The organism is Knoellia sp. B-D-2 (assembly GCF_057714695.1).
Genome location: NZ_CM173189.1, coordinates 1,759,854 through 1,775,931, shown reverse-complemented (window position 1 = coordinate 1,775,931; position 16,078 = coordinate 1,759,854). Strand labels below are relative to the sequence as shown.

General features: G+C 72.0%; 17 protein-coding genes. 8 read left to right on the top strand and 9 right to left on the bottom strand.

Going from position 1 to position 16,078, the window contains the following annotated elements; genetic code table 11:
- Positions 1-31 precede the first annotated feature (31 nt).
- Entirely contained in the window at positions 32-2,134 is a 2,103-nt protein-coding gene (locus AC3EU2_RS08505; RefSeq protein ID WP_488179271.1) for a hypothetical protein, read from the top strand.
- Positions 2,135-2,209: 75 nt separating this feature from the next.
- Here AC3EU2_RS08505 and AC3EU2_RS08500 read toward each other — a convergent pair whose 3' ends face one another.
- Positions 2,210-3,226, bottom strand: a complete 1,017-nt coding sequence (locus AC3EU2_RS08500) for an NAD(P)-dependent alcohol dehydrogenase (protein ID WP_488179270.1) — start codon at positions 3,224-3,226, stop codon at positions 2,210-2,212.
- Positions 3,227-3,313: 87 nt separating this feature from the next.
- Positions 3,314-3,790 carry an N-acetyltransferase family protein gene (locus AC3EU2_RS08495; protein WP_488179269.1) on the bottom strand — a complete coding sequence of 159 codons (477 nt, stop codon included), beginning with the start codon at positions 3,788-3,790 and terminating at the stop codon, positions 3,314-3,316.
- A 71-nt stretch (positions 3,791-3,861) separates the two neighbouring features.
- Here AC3EU2_RS08495 and AC3EU2_RS08490 point away from each other — a divergent pair, with 71 nt between their 5' ends.
- Positions 3,862-4,215, top strand: a complete 354-nt coding sequence (locus tag AC3EU2_RS08490) for a DUF952 domain-containing protein (protein WP_488179268.1) — start codon at positions 3,862-3,864, stop codon at positions 4,213-4,215.
- Here the strand turns inward: AC3EU2_RS08490 and AC3EU2_RS08485 are convergent.
- The 3 genes from AC3EU2_RS08485 to AC3EU2_RS08475 form a co-directional block, all read right to left on the bottom strand.
- The gene (locus AC3EU2_RS08485; protein ID WP_488179267.1) at positions 4,172-5,164 is read right to left on the bottom strand and encodes a hypothetical protein; all 993 of its coding nucleotides are present in this window, start codon (positions 5,162-5,164) and stop codon (positions 4,172-4,174) included. The two genes, AC3EU2_RS08490 and AC3EU2_RS08485, sit on opposite strands and share 44 nt — an antisense overlap.
- Positions 5,161-5,499, bottom strand: coding sequence for a PadR family transcriptional regulator (locus tag AC3EU2_RS08480; protein WP_488179266.1), 339 nt, complete (start codon positions 5,497-5,499; stop codon positions 5,161-5,163). Before AC3EU2_RS08480 ends, AC3EU2_RS08485 begins: the two co-directional genes overlap by 4 nt.
- Positions 5,500-5,572: 73 nt before the next feature.
- Positions 5,573-6,484 (bottom strand): LysR family transcriptional regulator, encoded by a 912-nt coding sequence (locus AC3EU2_RS08475; RefSeq protein WP_488179265.1) that lies wholly within the window; start codon positions 6,482-6,484, stop codon positions 5,573-5,575.
- A gap of 81 nt (positions 6,485-6,565) precedes the next feature.
- Here AC3EU2_RS08475 and AC3EU2_RS08470 point away from each other — a divergent pair, with 81 nt between their 5' ends.
- Entirely contained in the window at positions 6,566-6,739 is a 174-nt protein-coding gene (locus tag AC3EU2_RS08470) for a hypothetical protein (RefSeq protein WP_488179264.1), read from the top strand.
- A 75-nt stretch (positions 6,740-6,814) separates the two neighbouring features.
- Here AC3EU2_RS08470 and AC3EU2_RS08465 read toward each other — a convergent pair whose 3' ends face one another.
- Together AC3EU2_RS08465 and trxA are read right to left on the bottom strand one after the other, a co-directional pair.
- Positions 6,815-7,777, bottom strand: coding sequence for an SGNH/GDSL hydrolase family protein (locus AC3EU2_RS08465; protein ID WP_488179263.1), 963 nt, complete (start codon positions 7,775-7,777; stop codon positions 6,815-6,817).
- A 32-nt stretch (positions 7,778-7,809) separates the two neighbouring features.
- Positions 7,810-8,184: a thioredoxin gene (gene trxA / locus AC3EU2_RS08460; RefSeq protein WP_488179262.1), complete on the bottom strand. Its 375-nt coding sequence runs from the start codon at positions 8,182-8,184 to the stop codon at positions 7,810-7,812.
- 243 nt (positions 8,185-8,427) lie between these two features.
- Here trxA and AC3EU2_RS08455 point away from each other — a divergent pair, with 243 nt between their 5' ends.
- Entirely contained in the window at positions 8,428-9,804 is a 1,377-nt protein-coding gene (locus AC3EU2_RS08455; RefSeq protein ID WP_488179261.1) for an aminotransferase class III-fold pyridoxal phosphate-dependent enzyme, read from the top strand.
- 131 nt (positions 9,805-9,935) lie between these two features.
- Here AC3EU2_RS08455 and AC3EU2_RS08450 read toward each other — a convergent pair whose 3' ends face one another.
- Positions 9,936-11,753: an alpha-amylase family glycosyl hydrolase gene (locus tag AC3EU2_RS08450; RefSeq protein WP_488179259.1), complete on the bottom strand. Its 1,818-nt coding sequence runs from the start codon at positions 11,751-11,753 to the stop codon at positions 9,936-9,938.
- Positions 11,754-11,816: 63 nt separating this feature from the next.
- Here AC3EU2_RS08450 and AC3EU2_RS08445 point away from each other — a divergent pair, with 63 nt between their 5' ends.
- Positions 11,817-12,236 (top strand): DUF5990 family protein, encoded by a 420-nt coding sequence (locus tag AC3EU2_RS08445; protein ID WP_488179258.1) that lies wholly within the window; start codon positions 11,817-11,819, stop codon positions 12,234-12,236.
- A gap of 49 nt (positions 12,237-12,285) precedes the next feature.
- Here AC3EU2_RS08445 and fumC read toward each other — a convergent pair whose 3' ends face one another.
- Positions 12,286-13,689: a class II fumarate hydratase gene (gene fumC / locus AC3EU2_RS08440; protein ID WP_488179257.1), complete on the bottom strand. Its 1,404-nt coding sequence runs from the start codon at positions 13,687-13,689 to the stop codon at positions 12,286-12,288.
- A gap of 83 nt (positions 13,690-13,772) precedes the next feature.
- On the opposite strand from fumC, the gene AC3EU2_RS08435 reads away from it, so the two are divergent.
- From AC3EU2_RS08435 to AC3EU2_RS08425, 3 genes are read left to right on the top strand one after another with little or no spacing between them, the layout of a single operon-like run.
- The gene (locus AC3EU2_RS08435) at positions 13,773-14,534 is read left to right on the top strand and encodes an HAD-IIA family hydrolase (RefSeq protein ID WP_052112598.1); all 762 of its coding nucleotides are present in this window, start codon (positions 13,773-13,775) and stop codon (positions 14,532-14,534) included.
- Positions 14,531-15,622, top strand: a complete 1,092-nt coding sequence (locus AC3EU2_RS08430) for a GNAT family N-acetyltransferase (protein ID WP_488179256.1) — start codon at positions 14,531-14,533, stop codon at positions 15,620-15,622. Before AC3EU2_RS08435 ends, AC3EU2_RS08430 begins: the two co-directional genes overlap by 4 nt.
- A 55-nt stretch (positions 15,623-15,677) precedes the next feature.
- Positions 15,678-16,070, top strand: coding sequence for a VOC family protein (locus AC3EU2_RS08425; protein ID WP_488179255.1), 393 nt, complete (start codon positions 15,678-15,680; stop codon positions 16,068-16,070).
- Positions 16,071-16,078 lie beyond the last annotated feature (8 nt).

The following is a 16,078-nucleotide window of genomic DNA, read 5'->3' as shown; positions in this document are numbered from 1 at the left end:
TCCTCCGGCTCGTGATCCGGAGGGGACTCCCATGCCTGACGACAAGAACGTCGAGAAGTCGCTACGCCTGCGCCAGGAGCTGCACACGCTCCTGGCCGCCAACCCGAACTACTTCGGCAACCTCGAGGACACCGGGTTCGGGCAGGAGCTCGAGATCGTCCAGGACACCGCCTTCGAGGAGCTCACCTGCCTCGGGTTCCACCCGGCGACGGACGTCCTCGAGGCGACCGTCCACGTCAAGCTGTCCGGTGGCTACGGCGGCGACCTGTGCCTCGCGGGCAGCACCGAGTGGGTGCGGTTCTACCTCTCCTACGACGAGGGGGCCAGCTGGGAGGACGTCGGCCTCGGGTCCTTCAACGCCCACGACATCCCGGACTCCGTCGACTGTCACAAGGACCGGACGAAGCCGCTGGTCTACACCGTCGCGTTCCCGCTCAACGACCCCCAGAGGCAGCGGTGCTCGCGACCGGTCCTGCCGCTCGTGCGTGCCATCCTGTCGTGGCAGGTCCAGCCACCGGCCAACCAGCCAGGCTGGAACCCCATCTGGGGCAACCGGCTCGACCGTCACATCCAGCTCCGCCCGAGCCGCCGCCTCTTCCGCGACGTCCTCCAGGACCTGGAGATCGACCCGGGGAAGATCCCCCACTGGTACGACACCGTCCTCCCCCTGCCGATCCCCGAGCCGGACCCGGCACCGTTCTCGTTGGCGCACGCCGCCACGGTGGCGAACAGGGGCAAGGTGCCGCCGCACCGGTTCGCGGCCCCGATGCTCGCAGCCGCCCAGCAGACCGGCTTCCTCGACCAGTCGGTGCTCCAGGCCCAGGCCAAGGAGTTCGCGGTCCTCGACCTCGACTACCCGAAGCTCGTCGGCGAGTTCAACGACAACCACGGCGACACGACGTACGAGCAGATCAGCTGCCTCGGCCTCGACTACAACCGCGACCTGCTCGTGTCGACGCTCCAGGTCAAGCTGCCCTCCGGGTTCTCGGGGCCGCCCTGCAGCGACGGCTCGGTCGAGTACGTCGCCTTCTGGGTCGACTACGACAACACCTGCGACTGGACCTACCTCGACACCGCCCAGGTCGCGGTGCACGACTACGCATCGATCCCTGCCGACGGCCTCAACTACTGGCTCGGCGTGCCAGCGCGGACGGCGACGCACTCCCGCAGCTGCAAGGAGCCCAAGGTCGGCCGGATCCGTGCTGTCCTCTCGTGGAACACACCCCCGTCGACGACGAACCCGTTCGACATCCCTCGATGGGGCAACGCCGTGGAGACCCACATCGAGATCCCGCCGCGACGCCGACCGCCGACCGACAGGCCGGACATCCGTGCCCTCGGCCGCATCCCGGTGGAGACCATCGACACCGTGACCAGCGGGCTGACGACGTCCGGCGCCGTGTTCATCGAGTACGGCTCGCCGGCCGACGCCCTCGACCGGCCATGCCCGTTCGGCGGAACCGTCACCGTCCACGCCTACGCCAACGACGCCTTCGCGGCGGCCGGCCGTCAGTACCGGGCGATGTGGCGCCCCGCGGGCAGCCTCTCCGACGGGACCCCCGTGACCGGCCCCTTCGTCACCGGATTCTTCCCCGTGGTGACCCGGACACCGGACCCCACCACCGGCTTCACGCCCTACCTCTCCACGGCGCTCAACCCGTTCGGGCAGCTCGCGGCATGGCAGACCTCGGGTGTCGTCGTCGACGGGCGCTACGAGATCCGGCTGGAGATGGTCGACGCGGCGATGAACCCGATCGGCGTCACCGCGTGGCACACCATCCGCATCGACAACACCGCGCCCAGCGCGGACATCACCTTCACGAGCGGCACGTCCTGCAACCGGGCGAACCCCGGGGACCTCGTGCAGGGCACGTTCACGGCGACCGACCCGTTCTTCGGCTCGTTCAGCCTCAACACCCTGCCGGCCAGCCTGGCTCCGCCCAACCCGACGCACACACCGGCGTCGACGACGTCACCGGTCGTGAACGGGACCTGGGAGCTGGCCACCACCGTGGACTGGCTGCAGTGCGGGTACGTCGTGGAGCTCCACGTCCACGACAGGTCGATCGTCAACAGCGTTCCGTGGCAGAAGAACTACGCCCACGACGACATCGGGTTCTGCCTCGGTCTGTAGTCGTCGACGGTCCGGGCGGGTGCGTGCTCCGGGCGCGCACCCGCCCTCGGTCCGTCTCGCGCCGCTGCGACGCGGTCAGGAGTCGACGTCGAGGACCACGCGCCCCCGGGCGGCACCCGAGGCCAGGTGCTCGAGCGCCGCGGCGGCCTCCTCGAGCGGGAACGTCCGGTCGATGACCGGCCGGAGCCGGCCGGAGGAGGCGAGGTCGGCGAGCTCGCGCAGGTACTCCAGCTTCGGCCGGCTCGAGAACGACGCCTTCGGGACCTGGTCGCTGACGGCGGACCGCGCCATGAGGCCGAACATCCTCGGGATGCTCCCGAGGACAGCCCGCCCCTCCCGGCCGTACTGGTCGTGGCCCACCAGCACGTAGGTGCCCCCGGGGGCGAGGACGCGCCGGATCGCGGCGAACGGGTGGTTGCCGGGGATATCGATGACCGCGTCGTAGCGGTCCTCGCCCCGGGTGAAGTCCACGCGGGTGTGGTCGATGACGTGGTCTGCCCCGATGGTGCGCAGCAGGTCCTGCTTCTCGGGGCCGTCCACGGCCGTGACGGTGGCGCCGTCGGCCCGGGCGATCTGCACCGCCAGGCTGCCGACCCCGCCGGCGGCGCCGTTGACGAGGACACGGTCACCGGCGGCGACGCCGGCGTTGTCGCGCACGGACTGGAGGGCGATGATGCCCGCGGTCGGGAGCGTGCACGCCTCGACGGGGGACAGCCCGGCGGGCATGGGCAGCAGCCTCTCCTGCTGCACGGCGACGTACTCCGCCCAGGTCGCGCCGTTGACCCACTGCATGCTCGGCAGCGACTCCCCGAACACCTCGTCGCCGACGACGAACGCGCGCACGTCGTCGCCGACGGCCGTCACCACGCCCGCGAAGTCGCTGCCCGGCACGTGCTCCTTGGGTGCGCGCAGCCCGGAGCCCATGAGCCGCAGCACGGCGGGCCGGCCGGTGACGACGTGCCACACGTCCGGGTGCACCGACGCCGCGTGCACGCGCACGAGCACCTCATCGGCCGCGACCTGCGGCACCGGCACCTCGCCGCAGCGCAGCCCCGACACCGGCCCGTACCGGTCCTGCAGGACGGCTCTCACAGTCGCGAGGCTAGCCCCCTGCGACCGGCGGGGCGGCCCGATCCGGCCCGATCCGGCCCGATCCGGTCCGATCCGGCCCGATCCGGGTCAGGCGCCGAGCTCGCCCAGCGCCGCCCCGTCCATCCGGAAGACCGTCCACTCGTCCTGCGCCCGGGCACCAAGGCTCTCGTAGAAGCCGATGCTCGGCTCGTTCCAGTCGAGCACCCACCACTCGAGCCGCTGGTAGCCGCGCTCCACGCAGGTGCGCGCGAGGGTGGCCAGCAGCGCGCGCCCGAGGCCGCTGCCGCGCCGCCCGGGCTGGACGAACAGGTCCTCGAGCCAGATGCCGTTGACGCCGGTCCACGTCGAGAAGGTGAGGTACCAGACCGCCATCCCGACGACCTCCCCGTCGACCTCGGCGACGTGCGCGAACGTCGTGGGGGTGCCGGTCTCCGGGAAGAGCACGGCATGGAAGTGGGCCGGCGTCGCCAGCACCTTGTCCGGTTCCTTCTCGTACGCGGCGAGGTCGTGCACGAGCTGCAGGATGGCCGGGACGTCGGCCGGCGTGGCCTCGCGGATCGTCATGGCCGCGACTGTATGCCGCGCCATAGGTTGGCTTCCATGGCTTCCATGGCGAACGACGAGGGCACCGGCAGATGAGCGTCATCGGCGACGGGCGCATCCACCACGTCACCTCCCCGGACACCTGGGCACGCGCGGTCGAGGAGGGGTCGTTCACCGAGTCGACCCTCGGCCGGAGCCTGGCGGAGGAGGGGTTCATCCACTGCTGCGACCCGGCCCAGCTCGACGGGGTGCTGACGAGGTACTACGCCGGCGTGCCGCACGAGCTGCTCCTGCTCACCGTCGACCCCGAGCTCCTCGAGTCGCCGCTGGTGCGCGAGGTCGGCGACCCCGCGACCGGCGAGACGTTCCCGCACGTCTACGGGCCGATCGGCCTCGACGCGGTCATCGAGACACGGGTCCTGCGCCCACCCCACGCCCGGCCCTGACCGAGCGGCGGGCCTTGACGACCGCCTCCGTGCCGTCCCACACCGTGATGACGACGATGATCGCGGCGACGAGAGCCGCAGGCACGGACCAGTCGGTCGACCAGCCGAACCGCTCGCCCAGCACCGTCGGCAGGTCGGTGAGCAGCTCGTCGCGCGAGAGCAGCCAGAGCAGCAGGACTGCCGCGGCCGCGTTGCTCGCGACGTTGACGGCCGCCAGTGTCGGGGTCCAGCGCCCGACCCGCCGGACGGCCACGGCCAGCACGGCGTCGACGACGAACAGCCCGACGAGCGCGATCTTCCAGATGGCGTCCAGGTCGGGGTTGAGCACCTGCACGGCGTTCCCCGAGACGCCGGAGAACTGCCACGCGACGAGCGCCGCCATCGCCACCGAGAACACGACCGAGGTCACCGTCTCGCCGAGGCCGACGCTGCGCCACGGCACCTCGGTCGTGAGCTGGTCGGGCTTCCACTCGCTGAGCGGGCGGTCGCGCTCGGCCTCGGGCCGGGACCACTCGATGACGGCGAAGGTCAGCGTGACCCAGAACGCGAGGTGCACCCCGACCGACAGCACGAGCAGGAACGCGTCGAGCAGGATCTGCCCCCAGCTCTCCCCCGTCGAGACCACCCGTGCCGCGAAGCTCCCGACGAGGACGAGCGGGAGCACGATGACCGGCAGGATCCGCATGAGCCGCACGTAGTCGGGGTAGACGCCCGGACCGATGAGGTATGCCGGCCGCCCACCGTAGGTGCGGGCCAGGACGTCGGGGTCGCCGAGGTCCGAGAGCACCTCCTGCTCGGCCAGCGCCGGTTCCTCCCCGGTGTCCACCTTGGCGTCGACGGCGTCGGCGATCGTCGCGCGCAGCTCGCGGGCGACGTCGGGCCCGGTGTCGTCGGGGAGGTGGCGGGTGACCGTCCAGACGTAGCGGTCGGTCAGGGTCGTCGTCGTCATCGTCCTTCTCCTCCGTCGAGGGCACCGATCGCCCGGTCGAGCGACCGCCATTCGGTCATGAGCTGGTCGAGCATCCGGGCGCCGTCCGGGCTCACCCGGTAGAACTTGCGCGGCCTGGCCTCGTCGGTGTTCCACTGGCTCGTGAGCAGCCCCTGCTTCTCGAGGCGGCGCAGCAGGGGGTAGAGGGTGTTGCCGTCGACCTCGAACCCCGCCTCGGCGAGGGTCTCGAGCAGCCCGTAGCCGTAGTGCGGCCGGGCCAGGGTCGTGAGGCAGGCGAGCACGATGGTGCCGCGCCGCAGCTCCTGCAGGTGTCCCGCGACCAGGTCCTCGTCCATGCCAGACACATTACTGTGCGTCACACACTGTAGTCAACGGCACACCCTGTCCGGGGCCGCCGACACTCCCGGGTCACCCCGCGACGGGGCGTCCGCGCCGTGACGGGTGCGTGTTGAGGTCGAGGAGCATCTCGAGCAGGTGCTCGGCGGCGGGGTTCGGCCGTCCGGTCTCGCGCACGAGCGCCGAGATGTGGCGCACCGGGGTCGGCTCGGTGATCCGCAGCCGGGTGACCTCCCGCGGCAGCGCCCGGGCGGCGAGGCGCGGCATCACCGAGATCCCCACACCCGCCGCAACGAACTGGATCGCCGAGTGGTGCTCCTGGGCCTGGACCGCGAACCGGGGGGTGAAGCCCGCCGCGGCGCAGGTGGACACGACGATCCGGTGCCCGAGGCTGCCGATGAGGTCGTTGGACACCCAGGTCTGCCCGCGCAGGTCCGCCAGGCTCACCGCCCGGGCGGACGCGAGCTCGTGCTCGACCGGAACGACGGCGACGAACGGGTCGCTGGCGAGCGGCACGTGCCGGTAGCCGGCCCGCCCACCCCCGTCCGGCGGGTCGATGACGATGTCGATGTCGGGGGTGACGTTGCGGCCCGTCACCTCGGTGAGGACGAGGTCCACGGTGAGGTCGGGCAGCTGTGCGGTGAGGCTCTTCACGAGCTCGGGCATCCACGCCGAGCCGGCCGAGCTGAAGTAGCCGACCGTGAGCCGGCCGCTGCGGCCCTCCCGCAGGTCGCCGACGACCGCGTCGAGCCGACCCCACTGGCTCATCGCCTCCTCGCTCTGGGCCGCGAGCTCGAGCCCGGCCGCGGTGGGCGTGATGCCCCTCCCCTGGCGCTGGAAGAGCACGAGCCCGGTCTCCCGGGCGAGGGCGCTGAGGTGCTGGCTCACCGCGCTCGAGGTGAGGCCGAGGTTGTCGGCGGCGGCCTGGACCGAGCCGCTGCCGACGACGGCCCGGAAGACGCGGAGGCGGTGGGGGTCGAGCATGCCCCTATCCTACAGTGACACTTAACTACTACTTAGTAAGATCACGTTGTGCTAAGGAGTTGAAGGCTGCATCATTGAGACATGATCCCCCGTACGCAGACCCTCTCCACCGCCCACCGCATCGCCGACCGCCTCCGCAGCTTCCGTCGCCAGGGCACCTCGGGCTGGTCCACCACGGTCGACATGGACCAGACCCGCGCCAGCCACGAGCTCATGGTGGCCCAGCAGTTCCAGCAGCACCACCGCTCGATCTGACGCCACCGCACGACGAGCTCCACCCCGCGCCCCACGGCGCCCCAGCGCTGAACCGGCCATCGGTTCGGCGCTGACTCATCTCCCGAGGCGCTCGCGGACGAGCCGGTCGAGCTCGTGGAGCTCCGCGCTCGCGGCCGCAGCCTCCGGGCCGATGGCGGGATGAGCCGCCCGCCGAGCGAGGCCGGCCACCCGCTCCGGGTCGAGCCCGTGGCGCAGGGCGCCGTCGAGGCTCTGCCGGGACAGCAGGTCCGGCAGGCTGAAGGTCGGTGCCGTCCCGGGTCGCTGCGGCCCCTCCTGCACCACCACCTCACCGGGCGGGCGGGAGAGGTCGCCGGGGGCACCGAACGCCTCGAGCACGAGCCGCGCGTAGGCCGTGTGACCCTCCGGGTTGGGGTGGTAGGACTCCTCGAGCGGCCACGAGACGCCGCTGAGCCACTCGTCGTCGTCGCAGACCGCGTGGTCGGCGAACGTGGCGCGGGGGTCGACGAACGCCGCGCCGCCCGCGCCCGCAGCGCGGCCGATGACGTCGGTGAGGTCGCCGACCCCCCGCTCCAGGCGGTCCATCTCGTGCGGGCTGAAGAACGTCAGCGCGTTGCAGTCCTCGCCGTTGAACAGCACGGGGTATGCCGTGACGACCAGCTCCGCACCCGGGGCCAGCTCGCGGACCCGCGCCACGACCCGGCTCAGCCGGCCGGGCAGCTCCCCGGTGAGCACGGCGAAGGCGGCGTCGATGACGGCGTCGGAGTCGACCATCCAGGACGGCTTGGCGCACTCCACGAGCACCGGCACGAAGCCGACGTCGTTGCCGCCGACGGTGAGCGAGACGTGCGTGGTGTCGGGGCCCAGCCCTCCGAGCTGGTCGCGCTCGACGTCGGCGACGGTCGCTCCGAGGCAGGCGTGGTGTGCGAGGTCCTGCCCGAGGGCCTGCGCGACGAGCACCGGGTAGCCGCCGACGGTGCGCCAGCACTCGCCGCGCCGGCCACCTCCCCCGACGCCTGCGGCATACGAGTCTCCGAGCGCGGCATAGGTGAGGGGCACCCGGTCATCCAACCAGCCGGGACCCCCGCGGCTCAGGCCTCGGGCTGCGCGGCCTGGCTCGCGACCTTGGCGCGGACGTCGTCCATGTCGAGGTCCTTGATCTGCTCGATGATGCCCTCGAGGGCCGGGCCGGGGAGGGCTCCGGGCTGCGAGAAGACGAGGATCGAGTCGCGGAAGGCCATGAGCGTCGGGATCGACGTGATCTGCGCAGCGGCCGCGAGCTGCTGCTCGGCCTCGGTGTCGATCTTGGCGAAGACGACGTCGGGGTGCTTCTTCGAGGACTCCTCGAAGACCGGGGCGAACCGCTTGCACGGGCCGCACCACTCGGCCCAGAAGTCGACGAGCACGATGTCGTTGCTTGTCACGGTCTTCTCGAACGTCTCGGCGGTCAGCTCGACGGTGGACATGCAGGAATCTCCTCTGGAGCGGGGTCAAGGTCGTGTGCTTCACGGGGGTCAACACGCGAGGGCCCGGAGTTCATCCACGGGCAGCGCCGGCACCTGACGGAGACATGCACGGGGACACGCCACGGGCGCGCGTCGGTACAGGGATTCACGACGCGCGCCCGGCTGGTGTACACCCTAGCGAGGTGGACGGGGTTTGAACAGAAATCAACCATGTGACACGCGCCGCGCCCAACCGGTCCTCCTATGCTGGCGAAGGTGACCACGCCGAGCCCCCTCGCCCCCAGCACCCCCACCCCCACGGCCGCTGCCGACCGCAGGCACGTCTTCCACTCCTGGTCCGCGCAGGCACAGATCTCCCCGGCCGAGATCACGCGGGCCCGGGGCTCGCACTTCTGGACCGCCGACGGCACCCGCTACCTCGACTTCTCGAGCCAGCTCGTCAACGTCAACATCGGCTACCAGCACCCCCGGCTCGTCGCCGCCATCCAGGAGCAGGCCGCGCGGCTGCTCACCGTGTCGCCGGCCTTCGCCAACGAGTCGCGCTCCGAGGCGGCCCGGCTCATCGCCGAGCTCGCCCCCGGCGACCTCGACGCGGTCTTCTTCACCAACGGTGGGGCCGAGGCGACCGAGAACGCGATGCGGATGGGCCGGCTGCACACCGGTCGCCACAAGGTGCTGACGACCTACCGCAGCTACCACGGCGCGACGGCCGGGGCCATCGCGGCCACCGGCGACCCCCGCCGCTGGGGCTCCGAGCCGTCGATCCCCGGGATCGTCCACTTCTGGGGCCCCTACCTCTACCGGTCCGCGTTCCACGCGAGCACCGAGGCGGAGGAGTGCGAGCGCGCCCTGCAGCACCTGCGCGACACGATCATGGTCGAGGGCCCGGGAACGATCGCCGCGATCATGCTCGAGACCGTCGTCGGCACCAACGGCGTGCTCGTGCCGCCGGACGGCTACCTCGAGGGGGTGCGCCGGATCTGCGACGAGCACGGGATCGTCTTCATCGCCGACGAGGTCATGGCCGGGTTCGGCCGGTGCGGCGAGTGGTTCGCGGTCGACCGCTGGGACGTCACCCCCGACCTCATCTGCTTCGCCAAGGGCGTGAACTCGGGCTACGTCCCGCTCGGCGGGGTGGTGATCTCGGCCGCCATCGCGGCGACCTTCGCCGACCGGCCCTACCCCGGCGGGCTGACCTACTCGGGGCACCCGCTCGCCTGCGCCTCGGCGGTGGCCTCCATCGGCATCTTCCGCGACGAGGGCATCCTCGAGCACGTGCGCGGCGTCGAGGAGACGGTCCTGCGGCCCGGGCTGGAGGCCATCGCGGAGCGCCACCCCAGCGTGGGCGAGGTCCGCGGTGTCGGCTTCATGTATGCCGTCGAGCTGGTGCGATCGCGCGAGACCCGCGAGCCGCTGGTCCCGTTCAACGCCTCCGGGGCCTCCGCCGGACCGATGAACGAGTTCGCGGCGGCGTGCCGCAAGGGTGGCCTCTGGCCGTTCGTCCACTTCAACCGGACGCACGTCGTGCCGCCGTGCACGACGACCGCCGACGAGATGCGCCAGGGCCTGGAGATCCTCGACTCGGCGCTCGAGGTCGCCGACGCCCACGTCACCGACTGACCCCCCCCACCCCCCCACCCCCCCACCCGCGCTCCCCTCCCCTCGCAGCGTCAGCGCCAAGGGTCGCTAGAGCGACCGTTGGCGCTGACGTTGCACCCGCGCGCCTCGCGGCGGGGCGGGTGGGCGGGGGGTCAGGACTCGCGGGTGAGGACGACGGCGCTGTAGGGGCCGAGCATGAGGGTGGCGCTCTGGTCGCAGCCGTCCATCGCCGGCCCGTCCGCCTCCACGTCGAAGGCGTCGTGGCCCCCGAACTCCGGCGCGTAGTGCGGCGAGTCCGAGTTGAACCGGACCTTCCAGTGCCCCGGCGCCGGGAGCCCCACCGCGAGCTCGTGGTGGGACGCGGTGGAGAAGTTGAGGACGACCACCGTGTCGTCGTGCACGCCACCCTCGGCCCAGCGGTGCAGGGCGATGATCTTGGCCTCGTCGTCCACGCGGAGCGGGTGGATCCCGGCGCCGCGCAGCCCGCGGCTCACGCCGTCGGCGTTGCGGCGCAGCCGGATGAGGTCCCGGTGCAGCGCGACGATGCCGGAGTGGAGGTCGAACTTGCCCCAGTCGAGCGCGACGGAGTCGTCGAACCACCGGTCCTCGAGGAACTCCTGCCCCTGGAACAGCATGGGCAGGCCCGGGGCGCACATCACGGTGACGAAGCCGAGCGCGGCCCGCTTCTTGGCCGCCCAGGAGTCGGCGTCGCCGGGGGCGACCGCCTCGGGCAGCCGCGTCTTGCCGTTGGCGACCTCGTCGTGCGACTCGGTGTAGATGACCCGCGAGCCGGACGGGCCACGGCCCTCGCCGACGACGGCCACGGCGACCGCCGCCATGTCCCGGTGCTCGTCGCTCAGCTCGGTGAGCGCCTTGCGCACCGGGTGGACGAAGCCGGCGTCCCACTGGGCGTGGAAGCCGAGCCCGCCCTCGTCCGGGGAGGCGATGACCGCGGGGTCGTCCTGGAGGTCCTCGGCGATGAGGAGCTTCCACGGCTGGCTGGCCCGGATCTCGCCCGTGAGCCAGCCGAGGTAGTCGGCGCCGTCGGGGATGGCCGCCCCGTCGTCCCAGGTGCCGCCGGTGACGGAGCGGATGTAGTTGGTCGCGTCGAACCGCAGCCCGTCGCAGTGGAACTCCTCGAGCCAGAGCATCGCGCTGTCCCGCAGGAACCCCCGCACCTCCGCTCGCCCGTAGTCCGGCCGCGTCGCTCCCCACGGGGTGTCGGCCCGGTGGTCGTTGTAGAAGTAGATGCCGCCGCCCTCGCCCTCGTGCCAGCCGTCAAAGCGCCACAGGTCGAGGTCCGAGGGGCCGATGTGGTTGTGGACGACGTCGACGATGACGGCCATCCCCTGCTCGTGCGCCGCGCGGATGAACTGCTTGAAGGCGTCGGGGCCGCCATAGCCGGACTCCACGGCGAACAGGTGGCTCGGGTTGTAGCCCCACGAGATGTCGCCGGCGTACTCGAACGGCGGCATGACCTGGATGACCGAGACCCCGAGGTCGCGCAGGTGCTCCAGCCGGCCGATCGCCGAGTCGAAGCTCCCGCGCTTCTGGCCGTCGCCGGAGAAGGTGCCCACGTGGAGCTCGTAGATGACGACGTCGTCCCAGTCCGGCATACGGAAGTTGTTGTCGCCCCAGTCGAAGGAGTGGGAGTCGTAGATGACGCAGTTGCCGACGGAGCTCGTCATCTGGCGCGCGTAGGGGTCGGCGCGCCACACGACCTCGGAGCCGGTGTCGAGCTGGAACTGGTACTCCTGACCGGGCATGGCGCCGGGCACGTGCACCGACCACAGGTCGGACGAGCCGTCGCCGTCGCGCTCGAGCTGGGGGTTCGCGCCGCTGTCCCACCCGTTGAAGTCGCCGATGACCCACAGCCGCGTGGCGTGCGGAGCCCACACCCGGAAGGTCACGCCGCCCTCGACCGGGACGGCGCCCATGCCGGCGTGGGGTGAGGGAGCGGTGAAGTTCATGGCGATCAACCTAGTCGGCGGCGGCGCCCCCACAGCGGCTCGTGTCACGGGCAGGATGGCGGAATGGACGTGCGCATCGTGGGTACCTCGCTGCCGCCGCCGGTCGTCGCGGGCCACGAGGTCCTCGTCGGCCTGCAGCGTGGGCGCGAGGTCGTCGCACCCCACCCGGTCGCGGGCTCGCAGATGACCTTCGAGGCCGACCTGGACGTCGTCCTCACCCCCGCCGGCGTCGACTACCGCGGGCCGTGGGTGCAGGGCCGACGCGGCGACCGGTTCCTCTACCTCTGCTGGGGCCACGACGGCGGCTCGGGGTTCGTCACGGCCCGCCGTGCCAAGCTCATGCTCGGCGTCCTCGACCCGGCCGAGATGGCGACGGCCCGCCCGGGCGCGACCCTCGAGGCCCGCCTCCCGCTCACCGACGCCGGCGGCGAGCCGGTGTGCGCGGCGGTCCGGCCCCCGGCGATCCGCTGGACCCTGGCCTGACCGACCGCACCGCCCACACCGCCCGCAACCAGGACGGACCCGCGCCGGCTCAGGGGTGGGTCATGTCCTCCGGGACGACCCACTCGTCGAACTGCTCGCCGGTGACGTGACCCGACGCGAGCGCCGACTCGCGCAGGCTCAGCCCCTGCTTGTGGGCGTTCTTGGCGATGGCCGCCGCCTTGTCGTAGCCGATGTGGCGGTTGAGCGCCGTGACGAGCATGAGGTTGCTCGACAGGTTGGCCTCGATCCGCTCGGCGTTCGGCTCGATCCCGCGGGCGCAGTGCGCCGTGAACGACCGGCACCCGTCGGCGAGGAGCCGGATCGACTCGAGCACCGCGTGCGCCATCACGGGCTTGTAGACGTTGAGCTGGAAGTTGCCCTGCGACCCGGCGAACGCCACGGTCGCGTCGTTGCCGAACACCCGCGTCGCCACCATCGTCAGCGCCTCGGCCTGGGTCGGGTTGACCTTGCCCGGCATGATCGAGGAGCCCGGCTCGTTCTCGGGGATCCGCAGCTCGCCCAGGCCGTTGCGCGGGCCGGACGCGTACCAGCGCACGTCGTTGGCGACCTTCATGAGCACACCGCCGAGCGTGCGCAGCCCGGCGCTCACCCCGACGAGGGCGTCGTGGGCCGACAGCGCTGCAAAGAGGTCGGGCGCCTGCCGGAACGCCTGCCCGGTCTCGGCCGCGATCTTCTCCGCCGCGAGCGCCCCGAACCGGGGGTGGGCGTTGAGCCCGGTGCCGACCGCCGTGCCACCGATGGCGAGCGCACGAGCCGACTCGACGGCATACGACAGCGCGAGCATCGCCTCGTCGACCTGCGCGACCCAGCCGCCGAAGACCTGCCCGAGCGTCACCGGGGTCGCGTCCTGGAGGTGGGTGCGCCCGACCATGACGACGTCGGCGTATGCCGTCCGCTTCTCGTCGAGGACCGCGCGCAGCTCCGCGACGGCGGGCTCGAGCCGCTCGACGACCTCGAGCACGACGGCGATGTGCATCGCCGTCGGGAAGGTGTCGTTGCTCGACTGGCCGCGGTTGACGTGGTCGTTGGGGTGGACCGGGGTCTTGGAGCCGCGCTCGCCGCCCGCGAGCTCGATGGCGCGGTTGGACACGACCTCGTTGGCGTTCATGTTGGACTGCGTGCCGGAGCCGGTCTGGAACACGACGAGCGGGAACTGGGCGTCGAGCGAGCCGGAGATGACGTCGTCGGCGGCGCGCGCCACGAGGTCGGCCACGTCGGCGGGGAGCTCACCGAGCTCACCGTTCGCCAGTGCCGCAGCCTTCTTGAGGATGCCGAGCGCGCGGATCATCGGGCGGCCCCAGACGAAAGTGTCGCGGCCGATGTCGAAGTTCTCGATGCTGCGCTGGGTCTGCGCCCCCCAGTAGGCCTCGGCAGGGACCTCGATGCTGCCCATCGTGTCGGATTCGGTGCGGTGTGCGGTCGGTTGCGCCATGACTCCACCGTAAGGCGCGACAATGGCGCCATGACAGAGGCATCGCAGTGACCGGACCGGCGATCGAGACCTGGCTCACCGACATGGACGGCGTCCTCGTGCACGAGGAGCACGCGATCCCCGGAGCCGCGGACTTCCTCGCAGCGCTGCAGAGCGCCGGCCGCCCCTTCCTCGTCCTCACCAACAACTCGATCTACACGGCCCGCGACCTGCGCGCGCGCCTCCTCGCGAGCGGCATCGACGTCCCGGAGAAGGCGATCTGGACCTCGGCCATGGCGACGGCGCAGTTCCTCGCGGACCAGCGGCCGCAGGGCACGGCCTACGTCGTCGGCGAGGCCGGCCTCACCACGGCGCTGCACGACGTCGGCTACATCCTCACGAGCCGCAAGCCGGACTACGTCGTGCTCGGCGAGACGCGCACCTACTCCTTCGAGCAGATCACCCAGGCGATCCGGCTCATCGAGAAGGGCGCCCGGTTCATCGCGACCAACCCGGACGTCAGTGGTCCGTCCCCGGAGGGCATCCTCCCCGCGACCGGGTCGGTCGCCGCGCTCATCTCGACCGCGACCGGCCGCCAGCCCTATTACGTCGGGAAGCCGAACCCGCTCATGATGCGCAGCGCCCTCAACCGCCTCGACGCCCACTCCGAGTCGACGGTGATGATCGGCGACCGCATGGACACCGACGTCGTGTCGGGTCTTGAGGCGGGGCTGCGCACCGTCCTCGTCCTCACCGGGTCGACCACCCCCGCCCAGGTGGAGCACTTCCCGTACCGGCCGACCGCGGTGATGGACTCGATCGCCGACCTCGTCCCGCTCGTCGCGACCGGCGGGCCGATCGCGTGAGCGCCGCGACCCCGGACCCGCTGTCCGAGACCGAGATCCCGCCGCACCAGTCCGGCCTGCCCGACCTCTCCGGTATGCCGGCCGGCTGGGTCGCGCGCGTGCCCTCGCGCGACGACGTGGCCGCCCTCGTCGCCCTGTCCGAGGCGCACCAGCGGGCGGTCAAGGGGTCCGGCTCCGTCGACTCCGACACGGTCGAGAGCAACGTCGCCGGCACCGGGTCGTGGACGCGCCACCAGGCCGTCGTGGCCGACGCCGACGGCAGGGTCGTCGCCTGGGTCTCGATCCACGACCGCGCGGCCGGGCGCACACTCGTCGAGGTGCTCGTCGACGAGGCCCTCGACGAGACGCTCGCCGACGCGCTGGCGACCACCCTGTTCGCCTGGTCGGAGCAGGCGGGACGCGTCATCGCCGGCGGCCGGGACCTGTCCGGCACCCAGCTCGACTCCGGCGCGTACGCCGACGACGAGCGCCAGCGCCGGTGGCTCTCGGCCGCCGGCTACCGCCACACGCGGTCGTGGCTGCAGATGTCGAGGCCAGTGCGGCCCGAGGAGGCCGAGGCCGGGGCGCTCCCCGGGCCGCGGGAAGGCGTGACGATCCGACGGGTCCGCAAGCACGACAACGGGCTGCCGGTCGCCGCCGACCTGCAGACGGTGCACCGGATGCTCGAGGAGTCGTTCGCCGACCACTTCAACAGCTACCGCGAGTCCTTCCCGGAGTTCCTGTCACGGCTGCGCGAGGACCCCGGCCACCGCTGGGACCACTGGTGGATCGCCGAGCTCGAGGTCGACGGTGAGGTCGTGCCCGGCGGCGCGCTCGTCGCGACGATCCTCCCGCCCGACGCGTCCGACGCGTCCGGCGCGTTCGGCTCCTACGTCGACTACATCGGCGTCCACCGCCTCTCCCGGGGTCGGGGCGTCGCCAAGGCCCTGCTCCACACCGTGATCCGGGACGCTGCGCAGCGGGGCCACAACCGAGTGGGGCTCGAGGTCGACGACGACTCCCCCACCGGGGCGAACGGGCTCTACGTCTCGATGGGGTGGGGCACGGTGTACCGGACCGAGTCCTGGCACCGCGACATCACGACCTGAGCGGCATCGCGTCAAGGACCTGCCGCAGGCGGTCCGACCGGCCTACCGTGGAGGGATGATCACCGCGGTCCACACCCTGGTCTACTCGGACGACGCCACGGCGACCCGAGCCTTCTTCCGCGACGTCCTGCGGTGGCCGTCGGCCGCGGACGAGGTCGCGGAGGGCGAAGCCGAGTGGCCCATCTTCCGCTCCGGCCCGAGCGAGCTGGGCGTGCACCCGACGTCGGGTGAGGGCGGCGACCACGCGCCGAGGCACCACTCCATCTCGCTCATGTGCGACGACCTCGCCGCGACCATGGACGAGCTCCGCTCGCGGGGGGCGGAGTTCACGACCGACCCGGTCGACCGGGGGTTCGGGGTCCTCGTCTTCATGACCGTGCCCGGCGCCGACGACATGATGCTCTACGAGCCGCACCACGCCGTCGCCCACGACCTCCCGGCGGGCTGAGCCGGGGT

Bases quoted from the DNA above. Each gene is read 5' to 3' on its own strand.
- AC3EU2_RS08480 (WP_488179266.1), bottom strand. From the start codon at position 5,499: ATGGACGAGGACCTGGTCGCGGGACACCTGCAGGAGCTGCGGCGCGGC.
- trxA (WP_488179262.1), bottom strand. From the start codon at position 8,184: ATGTCCACCGTCGAGCTGACCGCCGAGACGTTCGAGAAGACCGTGACA.
- AC3EU2_RS08435 (WP_052112598.1), top strand. From the start codon at position 13,773: ATGGACGGCGTCCTCGTGCACGAGGAGCACGCGATCCCCGGAGCCGCG.
- AC3EU2_RS08475 (WP_488179265.1), bottom strand. From the start codon at position 6,484: ATGCTCGACCCCCACCGCCTCCGCGTCTTCCGGGCCGTCGTCGGCAGC.
- AC3EU2_RS08470 (WP_488179264.1), top strand. From the start codon at position 6,566: ATGATCCCCCGTACGCAGACCCTCTCCACCGCCCACCGCATCGCCGAC.
- AC3EU2_RS08455 (WP_488179261.1), top strand. From the start codon at position 8,428: ATGCTGGCGAAGGTGACCACGCCGAGCCCCCTCGCCCCCAGCACCCCC.
- AC3EU2_RS08495 (WP_488179269.1), bottom strand. From the start codon at position 3,790: ATGACGATCCGCGAGGCCACGCCGGCCGACGTCCCGGCCATCCTGCAG.
- AC3EU2_RS08485 (WP_488179267.1), bottom strand. From the start codon at position 5,164: ATGACGACGACGACCCTGACCGACCGCTACGTCTGGACGGTCACCCGC.
- AC3EU2_RS08445 (WP_488179258.1), top strand. From the start codon at position 11,817: ATGGACGTGCGCATCGTGGGTACCTCGCTGCCGCCGCCGGTCGTCGCG.
- fumC (WP_488179257.1), bottom strand. From the start codon at position 13,689: ATGGCGCAACCGACCGCACACCGCACCGAATCCGACACGATGGGCAGC.
- AC3EU2_RS08490 (WP_488179268.1), top strand. From the start codon at position 3,862: ATGAGCGTCATCGGCGACGGGCGCATCCACCACGTCACCTCCCCGGAC.
- AC3EU2_RS08450 (WP_488179259.1), bottom strand. From the start codon at position 11,753: ATGAACTTCACCGCTCCCTCACCCCACGCCGGCATGGGCGCCGTCCCG.
- AC3EU2_RS08425 (WP_488179255.1), top strand. From the start codon at position 15,678: ATGATCACCGCGGTCCACACCCTGGTCTACTCGGACGACGCCACGGCG.
- AC3EU2_RS08505 (WP_488179271.1), top strand. From the start codon at position 32: ATGCCTGACGACAAGAACGTCGAGAAGTCGCTACGCCTGCGCCAGGAG.